The organism is Duganella sp. Leaf61, from assembly GCF_001421905.1.
GTDB lineage: Bacteria > Pseudomonadota > Gammaproteobacteria > Burkholderiales > Burkholderiaceae_D > Rugamonas > Rugamonas zoogloeoides.
The window spans coordinates 141,554-160,836 of the sequence record NZ_LMLM01000012.1 but is presented as its reverse complement, the minus strand read 5'-3'; the positions used below and the strand labels follow the sequence as shown (position 1 = coordinate 160,836).

The window sequence follows — 19,283 nt, the reverse complement described above, 5'->3', positions numbered from 1 at the left end:
GGGCGCACAAAACGAGTTGGTAAATTGATACTGTATGCATGTACAGTATAATCTGCGTTAGCGTTGAGGTGCAAGGTCGATTTACTTGCGGTGTTTGCGAGATACCCGAAGGTTGGTAATGGTGAACGCTGGACTTGTCCCGCCGCCACTTATGCGTCAGAGTACGCCTTCATCGAAGTTGCAGGAGTTTGCATGCGTTCTCAAAGACAGGAATTTATCTCCAACGGCCTCAAGCTGGCCGCCAAGCTTGACGCGCCCGATGGCGATATTCGCGCGTACGCGCTGTTTGCCCATTGCTTCACCTGCGGCAAGGATGCGATTGGCGCCCATCGATTGGCGCAGTCGCTGGCGGCGCATGGCATCGCCGTGCTGCGGTTCGATTTTACGGGCCTCGGTGGCAGCGAGGGCGATTTTGCCGATACCAATTTTTCTTCGAATGTGGCCGACCTGGTGGCCGCTGCCGATTTTTTGCGCACGCACCATGCGGCGCCGCAGTTGTTGATCGGCCATAGCCTGGGCGGCACGGCCATGCTGGCGGCGGCCGGGCAGATCGCGGAGGCCACGGCAGTGGTGACGATCGGTTCGCCCAGCGATCCGACCCATATGCCCAGCCTGTTCGGCAGCAAGTACCTGGAACTGATCAGGCAGGAAGGGGAGGCCATGGTGCCGCTGGCCGGACGGCCATTCCGCATCAAGCGCCAGTTTTTCGACGATGCCGAAGAGTATGCATTGAAACCGAAGATTGCGGGCTTGAAGCGCGGTTTGCTGGTGATGCACGCACCTGGCGACGATACCGTGCCGGTGGCCAATGCCATGGAAATTGTGACTGCCGCCAGGCACCCGAAAAGTTTCGTGTCGCTCGATACCGCCGACCATTTGCTGACCCGGCGCGAGGATGCGGTGTATGTGGCGGACTTGATCGCGGCATGGAGCCGCCGCTATCTGTCATAGGCTGAAAACCGGATTCCGGCCTGCGCCGGAATGACGGGTTTTTAGCCTGAGATTGAAAAATTATTCGTCGCCAAATTCCTCGGCCAAATCCTTCCAGCCCTTGCCAGCGGCAAAGGTGTTGAACTCGTCCGGGGCTTCCAGCACCAGCAGTTTGCCTTCCTGCAGCACCGGGTCGCCGGCGGTGAGGGCCGGACCCTTGTAGCCGACGGTGCGCAGTTGCGCCACCACGGCGTCGATCAGGGACTTGTCCTTGTGCAGGCCGCTGACCGAACCGGCAAAGTCCACGTACACGTCGATCGCGCCATAACCTTCATCGAAGATACGGATCGCCTTGGCGTCGTGGGCACGGCCGGCGCCGTCGGTAGCCTTGAAAGGGCCGCTCAATTGGATATCAGTGTTATTGCTCATAGTGTCCTCAGGTTTGGGCGTTGAGCCATCTTACTTCAACGGCTGCAGAATTGCTTCCAGGCGGTCAGGCGTGCCCTTGATCCGTTCCAGGCGCGGGTACTTCAAACCGTCGTGGTAGTCGATCGCATACGTGGTGTACAGGTTGCCCTTTTTCACCAGCAGCTGGATCGGCTCCTTGCTGTCCTTGGCGGCCGTGATCGCCGCGCGCAGCACCTCGGGCTTGTAGGCGCGGCCATTCACTGCCAGCAATGTCGAGTTGCCCGACAGGCCGGCCTTGAAGGCTATGCCTTCCCAGATGAACGATTCGAGCTTGCCTTCGGCGCCCACCGAGAAGCCGAGCGAGTACTGGAAGTTGGCCGACTTGCTCAGGTCTTCCTGGGCTTTCAGGAATGGCGTCTGCTTGTCGGTATAGACCAGTTTCCAGCCGGCGCGCGTGAGACCGTCGAGCGGCGCGCCGGGACCGTGGCTTTCCACGCGGCTGCGCAGGAAGGTGGCCCAGTCGTGCGGCTGCACGGCGTTCAGGGCGGCCACCACGTCGTCGAACGTGTAGTGCTTGGCGACATTGATGCCGTCATCGACGCCGAAGAAGCCGCGCGCGAAATCGTTGAGCGAACGCTTGCCGCCCGACAGTTCGCGGATCAGGGTGTCGGCATCTAACCAGATCAGCTGGCCTTCCTGGTAGTAGTCCTCGCCGCGCTGCCAGTTGTTCCACACTTGCGGACGGCGGGCATTGATGATTGGATCGTACGTGGTGTCCTGCACCGCGCGCCAGGTGCGGCCACGCACGTTGTCGAGGCGGGCGGCCGATGCGGCCAGCAGGTCGCGCGTGTTTTCCGGCTTGATCAGGCCCGAGCGGGCCGCAAGGACGGCGCCCCAGTACTGGGTTTGACCCTCGTACACCCACAGCAGCGAGTTGTCGAGCGGAGTGTTGAAGTTGGGCACGTCCTGGCCGGCCGGACGGCGGAACTTGCCGTTCCACGAGTGGGCAAATTCATGCGGCAGCAGTTCACGGCGCGCTTCCCACTTGTTCCAGTCGGTGAAGTAGCCGGCCTTGACGCCATTTTCGCTCGACTGGTGGTGCTCGCGGCCGATGCCGCCGAATTCGTCGCTGATGGCGAACAGGAAATCGTAGTGTTTATAGTGTTTCGAGTTAAACAGTTTATACGATTGCTGGATCAGCGCGCGGTGCGGGGCGATCTGTTCCGGCGTCGCTTCGAGCTGTTCCGGACTGTCGGCTACCACGTTCAGGTGGACCGGGATTTTTGCGCCCGGATCGAGGTCGATGCGGCGGAAATAGCGGCCTGCAAACAGCGGCGAATCGAGGAAGGTTTCGAAGTCGAGCGGCTTGAAGGCGATCTCGTCGCCGTTGCGCGCGGCCGTTTCCAGCGCGGTGCCGAACTGCCAGCCCGGTGGCACGGTCAGGTTGGGCTGGATCGTGATGTTGCGGCTGCGGTAGCCGGCCGGGTAAATCGCCAGCGACTGCCACTGCACGCCGAGGATGTCGTTGGTAAACGTGGTGCGGCCCTGGCTCGCTTCCACCGGCGACAGGTACTGGAATTCGATGTCGATCGCATTGGCGTCGGCCGGCACGTCAACCGTGAAGGCCCACACGTTGAGCGGGTCGCGGCGCCAGTCGAGCGGCTTGCCGTTCGCGCTCGCTTTGAGACCGGCAAACTGGTTCAGCGCGCCGCTGGGGCCGTGATTGGCCACCACCCATTGCGGGTACAGCAAGGTCAGCTTGCCGGGCTTGGCCGGAATAGTCTGGCGGACGCGGAAGATCTGTTGTGCCGTATTGGAGGCGTCCACTTTGAGGACGATGGTGCCCGGGTAAGGCTGTTCGGAAATCGTGTCGGCCTGGGCGCTGAAGGTAGTAGCGAGCAGGACGGCAAGTACGGCACGGGTGAAAGGCATGAAGGACTCGGATCGTGATTGAACAAGAGAAAGAGTTTAGCACGCAGGGGCAGTTGGAAAAACCGCAAAAAAAATCGCAAAAAAAGCTCTTGAAAGCCAGCGACCACCACCCTATATCGTACTCAGTGGTTGCCCAGCAGGGGACCACCGGCCCCGAGGAACGCTTCCGACGGGACTTCATTTATCGCTTAATTTGACAAGGATATTTACCATGCGTACTTTCGACCTGACCCCGCTGTACCGTTCCGCCATCGGCTTCGACCGCCTGGCCCAAATGCTCAACGACGCCCAGCGCGCCGATTCGTCGCCCAGCTATCCTCCTTACAACATCGAACTCGTGTCCGATGACCAGTACCGCATCGTGATGGCGCTGGCCGGCTTCAGCCGCGACGAGATCGACATCACCTTCGAGCGCGATTCGCTGCACGTCGTTGGCCGCAAGCAGAAGGACGCCACCGAGCGCACCTACCTGCACCGCGGCATCGCCGCGCGTGACTTCGAACAGCGTTTCCAATTGGCCACCCACGTCAAGGTGACCGGCGCCAGCTTCGACAACGGCATGCTCACCATCGAACTGGTGCGCGAGGTGCCCGAAGCGCTCAAGCCACGTAAAATCGTCATCGATGGTCAAAGCGGCAGCGAAAACGTGACCGCCCTGGAGCAACGCCAGGCCGCGTAAGCGCTTGATTTCGAGGTAAGACCCCACTGGCCGGTTGATCCGGCCAGTGGTACGTTTACGGATCCTCCCTGACCTGCGTCCGCCGTCAGCACTGTTGTAAGCATATGTTTCGGTGGAAATTTGATTAAGTAGGGTCTAAGTTTTTTGCCTCATATTGAATACATCTAAAATCCTAGTTCAATTCAGGAGTGCAACATGTCCCAGACTACCCCAACCGGATCGAAAACCTTCAAACGCACCGTTGCCGCGCTGGCCATCGTGGCTGCCATCGGCGCCGGTGGCGCAGTTGCCGTCAAGCAGAGCAACGCAGTTGCTGCCGGCACGCCGGTAGCGGCGGTCACGGCGCCGCCGTCCGCCAATGCCGGCGCCCCGGCCGCAGTGGCCGCGCCGTCCATCTCCTTGCCTGATTTTTCGGTGGTTGCTGCCAACAACGGTCCGGCGGTGGTCAATATCGACGTGCGCGGCAGTACCAAGGCGTCATATGATGGCCAGGCACAAGGGCAAGGCCGTGCCGAAGCGTTTGGCGACGACCCGTTCCTGGAATTTTTCCGCCGCTTCCAGGGGCAGGGTCCTCGTGGTGGCCAGCGCGAAGTGCCTACCCACGGCATGGGTTCCGGTTTCATCATCAGCTCTGACGGCATCATCCTGACCAATGCCCACGTGGTGCGCGATGCGCGCGAAGTGACAGTCAAACTGACCGACCGCCGCGAGTTCCGCGCCAAGGTGCTCGGCTCCGACCCGAAAACCGACGTCGCCGTGCTGAAGATCGATGCCAAGAACCTGCCCGTGGTGCCGCTGGCCAAGACCGACAACCTCAAAGTGGGCGAGTGGGTGCTGGCGATCGGTTCCCCTTACGGCCTCGATAACACGGTCACCGCCGGCGTGGTCAGCGCCAAGGGCCGTTCGCTGCCCGACGATCAGTACGTGCCGTTCATTCAGACCGACGTGGCCGTCAATCCCGGCAACTCGGGCGGTCCGCTGTTCAATGCCCGTGGCGAAGTGGTTGGCATCAATTCGCAGATCTATAGCCAGACCGGCGGCTACCAGGGCCTGTCGTTCGCGATCCCGATCGACGTGGCCACCACGATTGCCAACCAGATCGTCGCCACCGGCAAGGTCGAACATGCCAAGCTTGGCGTGACGGTGCAGGAAGTGGGCCAGGATATCGCCGATTCGTTCAAGCTGGCCACGCCTGAAGGCGCGCTGATCGCCAATGTCGAGCGCGGCGGCCCGGCCGACAAGGCCGGCCTCAAAGCTGGTGACGTGGTGCGCAGCATGAATGGCAAAAAGGTCGTCAGCTCGATTGACTTGCCGGCGATGGTCGGCCTGACCAAGCCGGGCAGCACGGTCAAGCTGGAAGTGTGGCGCCAGGGCAAGCTGATTGCGCTTGACGCCAAGCTCGGCAACCTGAGCGACAAGGTTGCTGCCGTGGCGCCCACCAGCGACCGTGCCGAGCAGGCCAGCAGCAAGCTGGGGCTGTCGCTGCGTGCACTTGACCCCAACGAGCGCCGCGACAGCGGCATCGCCAACGGCCTCCTGATCGAAGACGCCGGCGGCGCCGCGCAAAGCGCAGGCGTGCAACCGGGCGACGTGCTGCTGTCGGTCAACGGCTATGCGGTCAGCAACGTGGACCAGGTGCGCCAGGTGGTGGACAAGTCCGGCAAGTCTGTGGCGTTGCTGATCCAGCGCGGCGGCGATACAATCTTCATTCCCGTACGCCTGGGTTAACCCGGCCTGCAGAACGCACCAACAACAAGAAAAGGAACACACCATGCGACTTCTGCTGGTAGAAGACGACACCATGATCGGCGAAGTAGTGCTCGACCTCTTGCGCGCCGAGCACTACGCTGTGGACTGGGTCAAGGACGGCGACATGGCCGACACCGCGCTGCAAACCCAAACCTACGACCTGGTGTTGCTCGACCTCGGCCTGCCGCGCAAGGATGGCCTCGAGGTGCTGCGTTCGATGCGCGCGCGCAAGGAACTCACGCCCGTGCTGGTGGCCACCGCGCGCGACGCCAAGGAACAACGGATTGCCGGCCTCGATGCCGGCGCCGACGACTACGTGCTCAAGCCGTACGACCTCGACGAGCTGCTGGCGCGCATCCGCGCCTTGCTGCGCCGCTCGGCCGGGCGCGCCGAGCCGGTGTTCGAGCACGGCGGCGTCAGCGTCAATCCGCAAACCCGCGAAGTGCTGGCCGATGGCAAGCAGGTAAGCCTGTCGGCGCGCGAATGGGCCGTGCTGGAGGCCTTGATTGCCCGGCCCGGCATCGTGCTGTCGCGCCACCAGCTCGAAGAAAAGCTGTACAGCTGGAAGGATGAAGTCAACAGCAACGCGGTGGAAGTGTATATCCACGGCCTGCGCAAGAAGCTTGGCGCCGAACTGATCCAGAACGTGCGCGGCCTCGGCTACATGGTGCCCAAGCTATGAGAATGAAGGTGAAGCTGCCGCCGATGCCACGGGTGCCGGTGGTCACGCACTCGCTGCGCGGACGCCTGCTGTGGTTCCTGCTGGCAGCCATCACCATGGCGGCGATTGCCCAGGCGGCCATCGCCTATCGCAGCGCGCTCAGCGACGCCGACCAGATTTTCGATTACCACATGCAGCAGATGGCGATGTCGCTGCGCTCGAGCGCCACGCTCACCAACAAGGCTGCCGACGCCTCGCCCGATCCCGGCAATGACGACCTGGTGGTGCAGGTGTGGACCCCGGACGGCGCGCAAGTGTTCCGCTCGCTATCGCGGGCGGCGCTGCCGCAGCGCGCCGTGCTCGGCTTTTCCAACGTCAAGGCCAACAACACCACGTACCGGATTTTCTCGGTGCAAACCAGTAACCAGACCGTGCAGGTCGCCATGGACATGGCGGTGCGCCAGCGCATGGCCGGTACCCTGGCCCTGCGCACGGTGGGACCGATTGCCGTGATGGCGCCGATCCTGATGCTGGTGGTCTGGTGGGTGGTCAGCGGCTCGCTCGCCCCGGTGTCGCGCGTCAAACGTCAGGTGGCGGCGCGCCAGGCCGACGATTTGTCGCCGGTGTCCGAAAACGATTTGCCGGACGAAGTGCTGCCGCTGGTGCACGAGCTCAATTTACTGTTCGGGCGCGTGCGCACGGCTTTCGAGGCGCAGCAGCATTTTGTGGCCGACGCCGCGCACGAGCTGCGCTCGCCGCTGGCCGCGTTGAAATTACAGGTGCTGAGCCTGGAGCGGGCGCAGGATGACGCGGCGCGCAGCGTGGCCATTGGCCGCGTCACGGCCGGCATCGAACGCGCCACGCGGCTGGTGGAACAGTTGCTGGTGCTGGCGCGCCAGGAAGGCTCGGTCGATGATGTACGGCTCGATCGCGTCAACCTGTCCGACCTGGTCAAGCGCACCCTGGGCGACATGGCGGGCCTGGCGCAGGCGCGCCAGATCGATCTGGGGCTCGAGCACGCCGACGATGTGGCCGTTGACGGCCAGCCCGACGCGCTGATCATCCTGATGCGCAACCTGGTCGATAACGCCATCAAGTACACGCCGGCTGGCGGCACCGTCGATATCGAGCTGCGCCGCATTCCTGCCGAAGCCAAGGTCAAGGGCGTGGCCGGGCCGGGCCGGGTGCTGCTCAGCGTCGAGGATTCCGGGCCCGGCATTCCGCCGGACGAGCGCGAGCGCGTGTTCAGCCGCTTCTACCGCGTGCCCGGCAGCCAGGCCGGCGGTAGCGGCCTGGGACTGGCGATCATCAAGTCGATTGCCGAGCGCCATGGCGCCGTGCTCACGCTCGACAGCTCCGAGCGGCTGGGCGGGCTCAAGATCAAAATCGATTTTCCCGAGACGGCGAGGCCCACGCCGGTCTAAAATGCCGTTTTGATATGCGGACGGCACCATGAAAAAAATCGGATTCTCGGGAACCCTGGACCCGATCACCAACGGCCACATGTGGGTGATCAACGAAGCCCGGTCGATGGCGGACGAGGTGGTGGTGTTCCTGTCCGAGAACACCGCCAAGAAACCCAAGTTCACGGCCGAGGAGCGCAAGAGCATCATCGCGCTCAGCTGCGCCGAGCAGGGCTGGAACAATGTGCAGGTGGTGATCGTGCGCGGCGACTACACGGCCCGCGCAGCCCGCAAGCACGGCGCCGAATACCTGATCCGCGGCATCCGCACCACCGCCGATTTCGACTACGAAAACTTGATCCAGCAAACCAATGTCGATGTGCTGCAAGGCGCCAAGACGATTTTCGTCATGCCTCCGCGCGACCTGGGTTCAGTCAGCTCGAGTTTTGTGAAGGCGCTGGAAGGTCCGATTGGCTGGAACTGGATCATGAAGACATTTGTGCCGGGTCCGGCCTACCACGCCTGGGTGCTGGGCTGGCTGCGCAACGAGTGGGAACTGCTGTGGGACTACGCCCAGGCCGATGAGTCGGCCATCAACCACGCCGACGCCTGGTTCGCGCGGCTGACCGGCGCCACCGCGTATGGCGGCATGGCGCGCCACTATCACAACCTCGACCACCTGGTACACGGCCTGTCGGAGATTCGCGCCTGGGCCGCCAACACCAAGCCGTCCGCGCTCGATATCGAGATCGTCAAGCAGGCGTTCTGGTTCCACGACGCTGAGTACGAACACGGCCGCGAGGCCGGCGCGCCCAGCAACGAGGAAGCCAGCGCCCAGCTCTGGTTGGGCAGCCACCTGGGCCAGGAAATGGACCCTGCCGCCGCGCTGATCCGCGCCACCGACCACTTCCAGGAAGCGTCGATCGAGCATCCGCTCAAGGCCGTGCTGCTGAGCGTGGACCTGGCCATCCTGGGCCAGGACGACGAGGTCTATCAGAACTATGCACAAGCCATCCGGCAGGAATACGCGCACCTGGCCGACGACGAATACCGCCGCCAGCGTGCCGGCGCGCTGGCGCACCTGTGCCGCAAGGCCGAAGCGAACAAGCTGTTCTGCGACCCGTATTTTGCCGACCAGTACAACGACCGCGCCATCGACAACATGGAGCGCGAAATGGCGCGCCTGGCCGGCGAATAAGAACTAGAAGCGGTTCCAGTTGTTATGGCGGTGCTCGGTGGCTTCTTTGAGCAGGTGGCTGGCGCGGTGCAGGTCCCTGGGACTGTGTTCGTCGCCCAGTTCCACCGTCATCGCCAGTTCCTGGATCGCGGGCGGATATTCGTGTTCGGCCGATTCTTCCAGCAGCGCGCGTGCCTTGGCGGCATCTTGCGGCACGCCCTGGCCGTCGCGGTAAAAGTACGACAGCAGGAACATCGCGTGCGGATTGCCGCCATCGCTGGCCGTTTGCAGCCAGTGCGCCGCCTGCAAATCGTTGCGGGCGACGCCGGTGCCGTTCTTGTACAGCAGCGCCAGCGCCAGCGCGGCGCGCGCGTGGCCCTGTTGCGCGGCCTGCGTGTACCAGCTTGACGCGGCCAGCGGTTGCGGCGGCACGTTGACCACGCCGGTGCGCAGCATCTCGCCCAGCTCGTACGCGGCTTCGATGTCGCCGCCGCGCGCGGCCTGTTCGAACAGGCGCAGCGCGTCCTTGCGCTGTTGCGGACGCTGCTGGTACACCAGCGCCAGTTCGCGCTGCGCCACTGGCAGGTTTTGCTGCGACCACGACATCAGCTTGCGCTCGGCGCTGGCGTCCGCTTCCTGGATGGCCTTCATGCCCACCACCTCGATCTGGGCATCAGTGGGCTTCTCGCGCTGCATCTGGCAGCCCGACAGCCATACCGAACCCACGATCGCCAGCAGCATCGCACCCGGATAAGTTTTCATCGTTGCACCTCGCATGGTTAGCACGGTTAACGGGCCGGCACCGGCCGGCCCGGGGACAACATCACTTGCTCAGATCGATCGCATACTTGGCAAAGCCGCTGGCGTCGAGGCCACCCTCGGCCGTGACTGCCGTGATGCCGGCGCTTTTCGCCAGGCCCAGGTGACCCGGCGCCGAGCGCAGGATGACCGGGCCAGCGGTGGCCACCTTGACGAAGCTCCAGCTGCGCGCGCTGCCGTTATCGACTAGGCTGACCTTGCCGGTAGCCTTGCCACGCGCCGCCAGGTAGTTGCTGACCACGGTCTGGTTGGCGTCCGGCGACTTGATGATGGTCTTGCTGCCGTCGATGCCGGGCACGGCGCCGCCGCCACCGGCGCGGTAGTCGTTGGTGGCGACGATGAAGTCGTCGCTGTCGGCGACCGGCTTGCCCAGGTACACCAGGTTGACGATGCGGCTGCCCGCCGGCTTGGTGACGTCGATCTGGTACGTCAGCGCATTGTTCTCGGCGTAGAACACGTCGTAGTTGTAGATGGTGGCGTAGCTCGGCACCAGGTCCTGCTCGGTGGTGAGGGCAGGGTTGATGGCGCCGAATTGCTTGGCCGACGTTTCCAGCCATGCCTTCAGGTCCGCGCCCTTGATCTTGACCGCCTGCAGGTTGTTATTGCTGTACAAATAGAGGTCACCCGGGTTGCGTACTTGCAGGCCCACCGGCGCGGCTGGCGTGGCGCCTGGCGCCACATCGGTGAAGTCCGACGGCCCGTTGCGGCCGGCCTTGAACGGCGCGCTGCACGACAGTACCGGGATGTTCTTGTAGCTGGCAATCGTCGCGTCGGTGCTGGTCGCGATGAAATTTTTCACGTAGTCCAGTTGCGCCTGGTTGACGAGCTGGATCGCGGTCACGTCGCCCGCCAGCGAGAAATACGACGACATCTCGAAGTCGGTGGCCACGCCCAGCGGCTGCCTGGCGTAGGCGATGGTGGCTGCGTGCTCGGTGGCCACCAGCGGTGCGATAGCCGGATCGGCAGCGACGTTGGTCTTGCCGTCGGTGTACTTGAAACCACGCGACTCCACGCTGGTTTTGGCGGGTTGCACCACCCACTTGCCACCCTGGTACACCAGGGTCAGCTTGATGATGCCCAGGCGACGGCCCCAGCTTTGTGCCATCACGGTCGGCACGCCATTGACAAAACCGTTGACAGCGTCGATCTTGGCACCGGCCGGGAAGGCGGCAAACGAGGCGTCCAGCGCGGCCGCGCCAGTCTCTTTACCCTTGGGGAAGATCAGGTGCGAGTGGCCGATCAGCAGGGCATCGATGCCGGTGCCGGCCAGGTGGTAGCTGGGGTTTTCCATCTTCGGGCTGTACGCGCTGGGGTCGAGGCCGCCGTGCGACAGCGCCACCACCAGGTCGGCGCCCTTGCTGCGCAGTTCCGGAATGTATTGTTTGGCCGCTTCCACGGCGCCGGTGACCGCTACCTTGCCGGCCAGGTTTTTCTGGTCCCATTCGAGGATTTGCGGCGGCACGAAACTCATGATGCCGATATTGATCTTGACGTCGAGCGCGCTGCCATCGGGCGCCGTGGCGCGGAAGGTGCGCGGCAGCAGGGCGGTCGGTTGCACGATCGGCTTGCCGCTGGCCACGCCGGTGACATTGGTCAGCGCCAGCGGGAAGGTTGGCGCGCCGCAGTTGCCGGCTGGCTTGTTCACGCCGGGAATGCCGAAGTCGGTATTGGTGATCTGGCTCAGCAGCGGCAGACCATAGTTGAACTCGTGGTTGCCGAAGCCGCCACCGTCGAACTTCATGGCGTTCATCGCCTTGTGGATGGCCATGGTCTCGCTGCAGGCGACCGGCTTGGTCACTGCCTGCAGGTCGCCCAGCAGGGTGCCCTGGATGGTGTCACCGTTGTCGAGCAGGATGTTGTTGGGGTTCTCGGCGCGGGCGGCAGCCACCAGGGTGGCGGTGCGCTCCAGGCCCAGGCTGGTGTCCTCGGACAGCGAGTAGTAGTTGTAGCTCATCACGTTGGCGTGGAGATCGGTGGTCTCCATCAACGCCAGCGCAACGGTCGTGCCTTCCTGTACGGGCGGTACCAGGTTTGCTTCACCGCCACAACCAGCCAGGCCGGCTGCCGTCATTGCTGCCAGCAGCACCAGATTCGTTTTCATCGCATACCTCGAAGTAATTAAATTTCAAGGTAGCGAGTTTAACCATATTACATGACGGCCCCGTGACAGTTGATCAATACGCCCACAGCGGCCCGGCGCGACCGCCCACCGACGCGCCCTCCATCACGACGAACACCCGCCGTCCGTAAAAGAACGGCAAGCCCCAGTCGAAATACGTGCTTGACGACGCCGAGCTGCTCAGCGTGCCGCCCACTTGCGCCGCGCGCACGCTCGAGGATAGTTGCACCAGGTTGACGATGTTGAAGTTGACCACGCCGGTGGCGCTGCCGTCCGACGCCGTATTGGTGGCCGACAGCGCCAGCGTGGCGGCAGGGCAGAAGAAGTCGCCGCCCGAGCAGGTGCGGATATCGGGATCGGTGAAGAAATAGCCGTTCGAGCCGCTGTCGATGAAGCTGGCGTTATAGGTCTTGCCATTGTAGGTGGTGCTGAAATTGCCGCTGCTGTTGGCCTTGTAAATCGTCTCGCTGGCAATCGTGTTATTGCTTTGCGTGTTGACGCCAAACACCAGCGTGCCGCTGACCGATGTCAGTCCGCTCGGGCCCACCGCCGGCAAGCTCACCAGTACGCCATTGTTGTTGACGGCAAACGACGACACCGGGTTGGTGATCTGCGACGCCAGCGGCATGGCGCTGGACGTGCAGGTGCCGGCCGTGCAGGCGTAATACACGCCGCTGATCGCCGACTGCGCGCAGGCATTGCCGCAATCGTGCTTGAACAGGCCCACGCCAAGGATGCCCTTGGCGCCAATGGCGCTCATCGAGCCCAGGTTGTTGCCGGCGCTGCTGCAGCTGGAAGGCGTGGCGGCGAAGTTGGCATTGGTATCGCCGATCACCTGTACCGAGATGCCGGCCGCCGTTTCGTCGGCCATCTTGACGTCGGCCTGGCGCACCGAACCCCAGGTGTAGCCACTGATGAACTTGCCGCATTCGCCGGCATCGGCGCCGCTGGCGGTCTGCACCGACGGCAGGGCAAGGCTGCTGTCGAGCGCGGAAGCGAGCACGCGCAGGCCATAGGAGCCGGTATCGAGCAGCACATGGTCGATGGTCTGGCAGGTGGTGGTGCCGGGACGGCAGATGGTCACGTTCACGTAAGGCACGTTGATCACGCCGCTGGCGCCGGCCGGACCGTTGTCCACCGTGATCGGCACGCTGTTGCTGAGGACGGCGGTCACGCCCAGCTGCGCGCTGGCACTGGCCTCGCCGCCGCTGCCGGTGCAGGTGAGGCTGTAGGTGATGTTGCCGGCAGTTGCCGACGATACGGTGACCGAGCCGGACGTGGCGCGGTTGCCGATCCAGGCGCCACTGGCGGTGCAACTGCTGGCATTGGCCGACGACCAGCTCAGCACCGACGTCTGGGTGGTGTTGATGGCGGCCGGCGCCAATGTCAGGCTGACCGTGGGCGCCGGTGGCGGCGAGCTGATGGTGACGGAAGTGCTGTTGGTCACGCCGCTGCACGTGAGCGCATAGCGCGCGGTGCCGGCCGCGCCGGCAGTCACGGTTTGCGAACCGCTGGTGGCCACGGTGCCGCTCCATGCATCGGACGCGGTGCAATTGGCGGCGGTGGCATTGCTCACGCTCCAGGTCAGGGTGACTACCTGGCCTACCGTGGTGGCGGTAGGTGTGGCGCTGATGCTGACCACCGGTGCAGCTGCCGTGACAGTCGGCGTGGTCGTGGTTGTGGTCGGTGTAGTGGTAGTGGCACTGCTATCGCCACCACCGCCACCGCAGGCGGTCAGCGCGGCGCATAGCAAGGCGCCAGCAGCAAACAGGGCCGGGCGGGCAGGGTTCAATACCGCGCGAGCGCGTTGCAACAGGCTGGTCATGCGGAACTTCCTTACTCTATCGTGGTGGTGTCGAAGCCGGCCGGCACTGCCGACGGGATGAAGGCGTGTCCGGCAAACGAGCGCATGTGGCCGTTCGAGACGATCACCACGTCGGACTGGTTGAGCGCCAGCTGCGAGTGGCCGGCCTGGGTGCGCCTGCCGGTGGCGTCGGTCAGCGCGGTGAACTTGCTGCCCAGCAGGGTACGCAGGTCGGGCAGGGTGGGACCGGTCCAGCTGACGGCAAACACCTTGCCGGCCGCGTCCGTGTATTCGCGCACGATGGTGCCGCTGTCGAGCGTGCTCTGGCTGACCGTATAAACCGCGTTGGCATTGCTATTGCCGGCTGCTGCGAGGCTGCGCGCGGCGCGTACCGGCGTGCCGCCGAAATCGGACGGCGCACTACCGAGCGCTGCGTAGGCGAGCGCGCCTTGCAGCACGGTGACGAAAAACATGAGGACGATGGCGGGACGCATGGGATGTTCCGTTGCTTGGAGTAAATATGAGTATAGTGTATTGCGGCAGGAAGTTGGATGGCGTTAACGCCATGTAAGCAAACGTTACCTCGGCCATGAAACTGAAAAGCCGCCATTCCTTGGCGGGGACGGCGGCTTTATGATGGTGAAACTACAACGAGTTTGGAACTTACCCCTTAGAACTTGACCCACAGGCGGCTGAAGTACGACGTACCGTTCAAACCGAACTGCACGCTCTCGTACTTGAAACCATTGTCGGTCTGGTCCGCGTCCTGCGCGGTAGGACGTGCGCCGAACAGGTTGTTGCCGCCAAACGTCAGCTTCATGTTCTTGTTGATGTTGTAGGTAAACGCCAGGTCGGCCGAAGTTTTCGACTTGTAGCGCTGGTTCGGTACGCCTTCGGCGGTGCCGCTGAAGGTGCCCAGGGTTTGGGGGCCGAAGTGGATGATTTTCAGGTCGGTGTCCCACGCGCCGAGGCCATAGTTGAAGCCCAGCGTGAATTTCGAGCGCGGCGCGCCTTGCTCGATATACAGGCGTTCCTTTTCCGACAGCAGCACGTCTTCGAAGCCGCGCAGCGAAGCCGGGGCATGGACGTCGGTCACTTCGGTCTTGCTGACGTTCATCGCCAGGAAGGTGTTCAGGCGGCCGCCCAGCACGGTCGCCTTGTGCGAGGCGGTCAGGTCGATCCCCTGGGTCTTGGTGTCGGCCGAGTTGACGAAGAACTGCGCCTCGCCCACGCCCAGCGCGGCCAGGCGCGCGGACAGGTCGGGGTAGTTGTCGGCGGTAAAGCGGCCCGACAGCACGATGCGGTCCTTGATCTTGATGTGGTACAGGTCGGCCGTGAGCGAGATCGCCTGGGTAGGAGTCCAGGTGGTGCCCAGCGTGAAGCTGGTCGATTTTTCTTCCTTCAATTTTGGAATGCCGGCCGCGTTGGCCACCACGCCGCCATTGGGCGCCAGCACCACTTCCTTCGGCACGCCGCCGATGAAGTCGGTGAAGGTGGTGGACAAATGGCTTTGCTGCAGCGACGGTGCGCGGAAGCCGGTGCTGGCGGAACCGCGCAGCAGCACGCTATCGGCAACACGGATGCTGCCAGCCAGCTTGCCGGTTACGGTCGAGCCGAAGTCGCTGAATTTCTCGTAACGCACGGCGGCCTGACCTTTGACGCGGTCGGTGAAGTCCGCTTCCAGATCCAGGTAGGCGGCGTTGCTGTGGCGCTTGGCGTTGGTGATATCGCCGGGCTGGAAGCCGGGGAAGCCCTGGCTGCCGGCGTTACCGCCGTTGCCCACGCCGTCGGCGTCGATGTACGAACCGGCTTCGCCGGCGAAGATCTTGAATTCCTCGCGGCGGTATTCGGCGCCGAACGCCACGTTCATGCCCTTGCCCATGATGCCGTCGTAGTAGCGGCTCAGGTCGAGGTTGGTGGTCAGTTGCTGGAACGAGAAACCGCCGGCGTTGAACTGGCTGGCGCTGACGCCACGGCCGCCGTTCTGCAGGTCGAGGTTGGCGATCGAGGCATTGATGGTGTTGCTGATGTCGTACTTCATCTTGTTGTAGCCGTACGTCTGCGAGATGTCGGTGTTCCACTCGCCCAGCTGGATGCGGTGGCCGAGGATGGCGGTACGGTCCTCGATCCTGGCATTGATGAACGGCACGAAACCGTTCGGGTACATGGCAGCGGAGTTGCGGCTTGGAATATCGTCCGAGCCGACGCCGCCGCGCGCGAATGCCGCGCTTGAGCCATCGCGTTTTTGTGCGCCGGCTGTGAAGTACAGGCGGCCGTTGCCGGTAGTAGGCAGTTCGCCGTTGGCGTAGATGGTCTGGCTCTCGGTCTTGGTGTCGCCGATGATGCGCGGATTGTCCGGCTCGGCACGGTTGGAGCGGCCACGGTCGAGGTATTCGCCGGTCAGGGCCAGCACGCCGCCGTTGCCGAGGTCGAAACCGCAGTAGGCCGAGCCCATCCAGTTTTCGCCGTCGCCGGCCGAGTACTGGCTGTAGCCGGCAATCGCTTCGCAGCCCTTGCTCTTCTTGAGGCTGATGTCCATGACACCGGCAATCGCGTCCGAGCCGTACTGGGCGGCGGCGCCGTCGCGCAGGATTTGCACGTCCTTGATGGCCAGCATCGGAATCGCATTGAGGTCGGTGCCGGTGTTGCCGCGATTGCGCGCACCGAACAGGTTGACCAGCGCGGTGGTGTGGCGGCGCTTGCCGTTGACCAGCACCAGGGTCTGGTCCGAACCGAGGCCGCGCAGGGCGGCGGAATCGACCAGGTCGGCGCCGTCGGCGCCGCTCTGGCGCGTGGAGTTGAACGATGGCGAGATGTAGGTCAGGGTCTGGGCCAGGTCGAACTGTCCGCCTTGTTCTGCCAGCTTGTTCATCGGGATCAGATCGACCGGTACCACGGTGTCGGTGGACGACGACGTGGCGCGGCGCGAGCCGACCACGGTCACCGATTGCAGCGGCGCCGGAGCAACGTCGGCTTCGGCTGTGGCGAGGGTCTGGGCGTGCACTGCAGGGACCAAGGCGAGGGCGGTGATGGTCGAGGCGCCGTACAGGCTGAGCAGGACGGCTTGACGCAAATGGGTAACTGCAAACACGTGGCATCTCCGATGAGCAAAATTTGATTCTAGTCAAATTACTCATAACAACATGAGAATTTCTCACGGTTTGGCGGACCAAACATTATTAGTGTTGTTTTAAGGTTTCATCGCTACGTAGTCATACGTATCGCCATGCTTGAAGTCCAAAATAAAGTGTTTTCAGCGCGCCGCGTACGGCGGGCGCGCTGGTGCTGCCAATGCGTTTAAAGATGCATCGGGATCAGTCGATCGGCGAATTCAGGCTGCTGCGGCGGGTGGTGCCGTAGTAGCTGTCGATTTGCGACGCCCAGGTCTGGTTGGCCATATTGGGCCAGTTGTCCTTGTCGAAGCCGGGGGCGTTTTCGATGCGTTCCTTGTCGAGGTTGAGCGTGAAGCGCTTGTTGACGGTGTCGAGCGTCAATGCTTCCCAAGGCACGGCAAACAGTTTTTCGCCGATGGTCAGCACGCCGCCGTGGGCCATCACCGCGTAGGCGATTTTGCCGGTGCGCATGTCGAGCATGATTTCCTTGATCTCGCCCAGGTGTTCGTTTTGCAGGTTGTGCACGTGGTCGCCGATCAGGGTGTCGGCACCCATCAATTCAGGACCCGGGCCTTTGCGGCCGTTGTCCACGTACATGCCGTATGGATCGCGTTCGGTATAGCTCATGGTTATCTCCTGTGCATTTGTGAGTTGTCATTCTGATCTTGTTTATGCAAGCTGTCTGTACGGTTTGCCACAGTCGCGCAGCATGGTCAAAGCCGAATTTTCAGGGGGCAATGCTGCTGATTTGGCGGTTTTAGGATATAATTTCAATTTCCCGCACGTGCCGTTCGGCACCATCTGCAATGACCAAATTTGTCTTCGTCACCGGTGGCGTTGTGTCTTCCCTTGGTAAAGGGATTGCCGCCGCCTCCCTCGCCGCGATCCTCGAATCGCGCGGCCTCAAAGTCACCATGCTCAAGCTCGACCCGTACATCAATGTCGATCCTGGCACCATGAGCCCCATGCAACACGGTGAAGTCTTCGTCACCGACGACGGCGCTGAAACCGACCTCGACCTCGGCCACTACGAACGCTTCATTTCCACCCGCATGCGCAAGGTGAACAACTTCACCACCGGCCAGATCTACGAATCCGTGATCCGCAAGGAGCGCCGCGGCGAGTACCTCGGTAAAACCGTGCAGGTCATCCCGCACATCACCAACGAAATCCAGGACTACATCCGTCGTGGCGCCGAAGGCTACGACGTGGCCCTGTGCGAAATCGGCGGTACCGTGGGCGATATCGAATCGCTGCCGTTCCTCGAAGCCGCCCGTCAGCTGAGCCTGCGCGCCGGCCGCAAGAACACCGCCTTCGTGCACCTCACCCTGGTGCCGTACATCGCGTCGGCTGGCGAACTGAAAACCAAGCCTACCCAGCACTCGGTGCAAAAACTGCGCGAGATCGGCATTTCGCCCAACGCGCTGCTGTGCCGTGCCGACCGTCCGATTCCCGACGACGAGCGCGCCAAGATTTCGCTGTTCTCCAACATCGAAGAGCAGGCCGTGATTTCCGTGTGGGACGTCGATACCATCTACAAAGTGCCGCAAATGCTGCACGACCAGGGCCTCGACGCGATCATCTGCGAAGCGCTGGACATCAACCCTGCGCCGGCCGACCTGTCGGTCTGGAGCAAACTGATCTACACGCTCGAGCATCCGAAGTCGGAAGTGTCGATCGGCATGGTTGGCAAATACGTGGAACTGACCGAGTCGTACAAGTCGCTGACCGAAGCGCTGCGCCACGCCGGCATCCACAACGAATCGAAAGTCAACATCGAGTACATCGATTCGGAAGAAATCGAAACCACCGGTTGCGCCGACCTGGCCAAGTACGACGCCATCCTGGTGCCGGGCGGCTTCGGCAAGCGCGGCGTGGAAGGCAAGATCATGGCGGCGCAGTTTGCCCGTGAAAACAAGATCCCTTACCTGGGCATCTGCCTGGGCATGCAGGTGGCGCTGATCGAATATGCGCGCCATAAAGCAGGCTTGACCACCGCCAACTCCACCGAGTTCGACCTCGACACCGCGCAACCGGTCGTCGCCCTGATCGACGAGTGGCAAGGCCAGGACGGCAAGGTTGAAAAACGCGACGAGAATTCCGACCTGGGCGGCACCATGCGCCTGGGCGCGCAAACCTGCGAGATCAAGCCGGGCACGCTGGCCGCCGAGATCTACGGCGCTGTGGTCACCGAGCGTCACCGTCACCGTTACGAAGCCAACAACCATTACCTGCCGCGCGTGGAAGCTGCGGGACTGGTGGTAGCGGCCCGTACGCCGACCGAAGACCTGTGCGAAATCATGGAACTGCCACGCACCGGCGACAACGCCCACCCGTGGTACATGGGCGTGCAGTACCACCCTGAATTCAAATCGACCCCGCGTGACGGCCATCCGCTGTTCACCTCGTACATCAAGGCGGCACTGGCTCACAAGGCTGCTGGCGGCAATCGCCCTGCCGATGGTCAACCACAAGGAGAGGCGGCGTAA

General features: G+C 63.0%; 16 protein-coding genes. 8 read left to right on the top strand and 8 right to left on the bottom strand.

The window, feature by feature from the left end; genetic code table 11:
* Positions 1–192 precede the first annotated feature (192 nt).
* A complete protein-coding gene (locus ASF04_RS09720; RefSeq protein WP_056140571.1) occupies positions 193–951 on the top strand; it encodes a S9 family peptidase in 759 nt (252 codons plus the stop codon).
* Positions 952–1,011: 60 nt separating this feature from the next.
* On the opposite strand, the gene ASF04_RS09715 is transcribed toward ASF04_RS09720, so the two are convergent.
* Together ASF04_RS09715 and ASF04_RS09710 are read right to left on the bottom strand one after the other, a co-directional pair.
* A complete protein-coding gene (locus ASF04_RS09715; protein WP_019922759.1) occupies positions 1,012–1,359 on the bottom strand; it encodes a hypothetical protein in 348 nt (115 codons plus the stop codon).
* A 30-nt stretch (positions 1,360–1,389) separates the two neighbouring features.
* Positions 1,390–3,270 (bottom strand): M61 family metallopeptidase, encoded by a 1,881-nt coding sequence (locus ASF04_RS09710; RefSeq protein WP_056140566.1) that lies wholly within the window; start codon positions 3,268–3,270, stop codon positions 1,390–1,392.
* Between the two features lie 14 nt (positions 3,271–3,284).
* Here ASF04_RS09710 and ASF04_RS27435 point away from each other — a divergent pair, with 14 nt between their 5' ends.
* The 6 genes from ASF04_RS27435 (at position 3,285) to coaD (ending at position 8,960) form a co-directional block, all read left to right on the top strand.
* On the top strand, positions 3,285–3,467 hold the full coding sequence (locus ASF04_RS27435) for a hypothetical protein (protein ID WP_156368595.1): 183 nt from the start codon (positions 3,285–3,287) through the stop codon (positions 3,465–3,467).
* A 14-nt stretch (positions 3,468–3,481) separates the two neighbouring features.
* Positions 3,482–3,949, top strand: coding sequence for an Hsp20 family protein (locus ASF04_RS09705; protein ID WP_056140563.1), 468 nt, complete (start codon positions 3,482–3,484; stop codon positions 3,947–3,949).
* A gap of 195 nt (positions 3,950–4,144) precedes the next feature.
* Positions 4,145–5,677 carry a DegQ family serine endoprotease gene (locus tag ASF04_RS09700; RefSeq protein WP_056140560.1) on the top strand — a complete coding sequence of 511 codons (1,533 nt, stop codon included), beginning with the start codon at positions 4,145–4,147 and terminating at the stop codon, positions 5,675–5,677.
* Between the two features lie 43 nt (positions 5,678–5,720).
* On the top strand, positions 5,721–6,380 hold the full coding sequence (locus ASF04_RS09695) for a response regulator transcription factor (protein ID WP_019922755.1): 660 nt from the start codon (positions 5,721–5,723) through the stop codon (positions 6,378–6,380).
* A gap of 2 nt (positions 6,381–6,382) precedes the next feature.
* A complete protein-coding gene (locus ASF04_RS09690) occupies positions 6,383–7,783 on the top strand; it encodes an ATP-binding protein (RefSeq protein ID WP_056140557.1) in 1,401 nt (466 codons plus the stop codon).
* 28 nt (positions 7,784–7,811) lie between these two features.
* Positions 7,812–8,960 (top strand): pantetheine-phosphate adenylyltransferase, encoded by a 1,149-nt coding sequence (coaD, locus tag ASF04_RS09685; protein ID WP_056140554.1) that lies wholly within the window; start codon positions 7,812–7,814, stop codon positions 8,958–8,960.
* Positions 8,961–8,963: 3 nt separating this feature from the next.
* Here coaD and ASF04_RS09680 read toward each other — a convergent pair whose 3' ends face one another.
* The 6 genes from ASF04_RS09680 to ASF04_RS09655 all read right to left on the bottom strand — a co-directional run bounded on the left by ASF04_RS09680 (position 8,964) and on the right by ASF04_RS09655 (position 17,421).
* On the bottom strand, positions 8,964–9,701 hold the full coding sequence (locus ASF04_RS09680) for a tetratricopeptide repeat protein (RefSeq protein ID WP_229204992.1): 738 nt from the start codon (positions 9,699–9,701) through the stop codon (positions 8,964–8,966).
* Positions 9,702–9,762: 61 nt separating this feature from the next.
* Positions 9,763–11,859, bottom strand: coding sequence for a bifunctional 2',3'-cyclic-nucleotide 2'-phosphodiesterase/3'-nucleotidase (locus ASF04_RS09675; protein WP_056140549.1), 2,097 nt, complete (start codon positions 11,857–11,859; stop codon positions 9,763–9,765).
* Between the two features lie 73 nt (positions 11,860–11,932).
* Positions 11,933–13,702, bottom strand: a complete 1,770-nt coding sequence (locus ASF04_RS09670) for a DUF3443 domain-containing protein (RefSeq protein WP_056140546.1) — start codon at positions 13,700–13,702, stop codon at positions 11,933–11,935.
* Between the two features lie 11 nt (positions 13,703–13,713).
* Positions 13,714–14,175 (bottom strand): DUF2844 domain-containing protein, encoded by a 462-nt coding sequence (locus ASF04_RS09665; RefSeq protein ID WP_056140543.1) that lies wholly within the window; start codon positions 14,173–14,175, stop codon positions 13,714–13,716.
* A gap of 176 nt (positions 14,176–14,351) precedes the next feature.
* A complete protein-coding gene (locus ASF04_RS09660; RefSeq protein WP_056140542.1) occupies positions 14,352–16,772 on the bottom strand; it encodes a TonB-dependent siderophore receptor in 2,421 nt (806 codons plus the stop codon).
* Between the two features lie 223 nt (positions 16,773–16,995).
* Complete coding sequence (locus tag ASF04_RS09655) at positions 16,996–17,421, bottom strand: PRC-barrel domain-containing protein (protein ID WP_056140538.1); 426 nt, start codon at positions 17,419–17,421, stop codon at positions 16,996–16,998.
* A gap of 179 nt (positions 17,422–17,600) precedes the next feature.
* On the opposite strand from ASF04_RS09655, the gene ASF04_RS09650 reads away from it, so the two are divergent.
* Positions 17,601–19,283, top strand: coding sequence for a CTP synthase (locus tag ASF04_RS09650; RefSeq protein ID WP_056140535.1), 1,683 nt, complete (start codon positions 17,601–17,603; stop codon positions 19,281–19,283).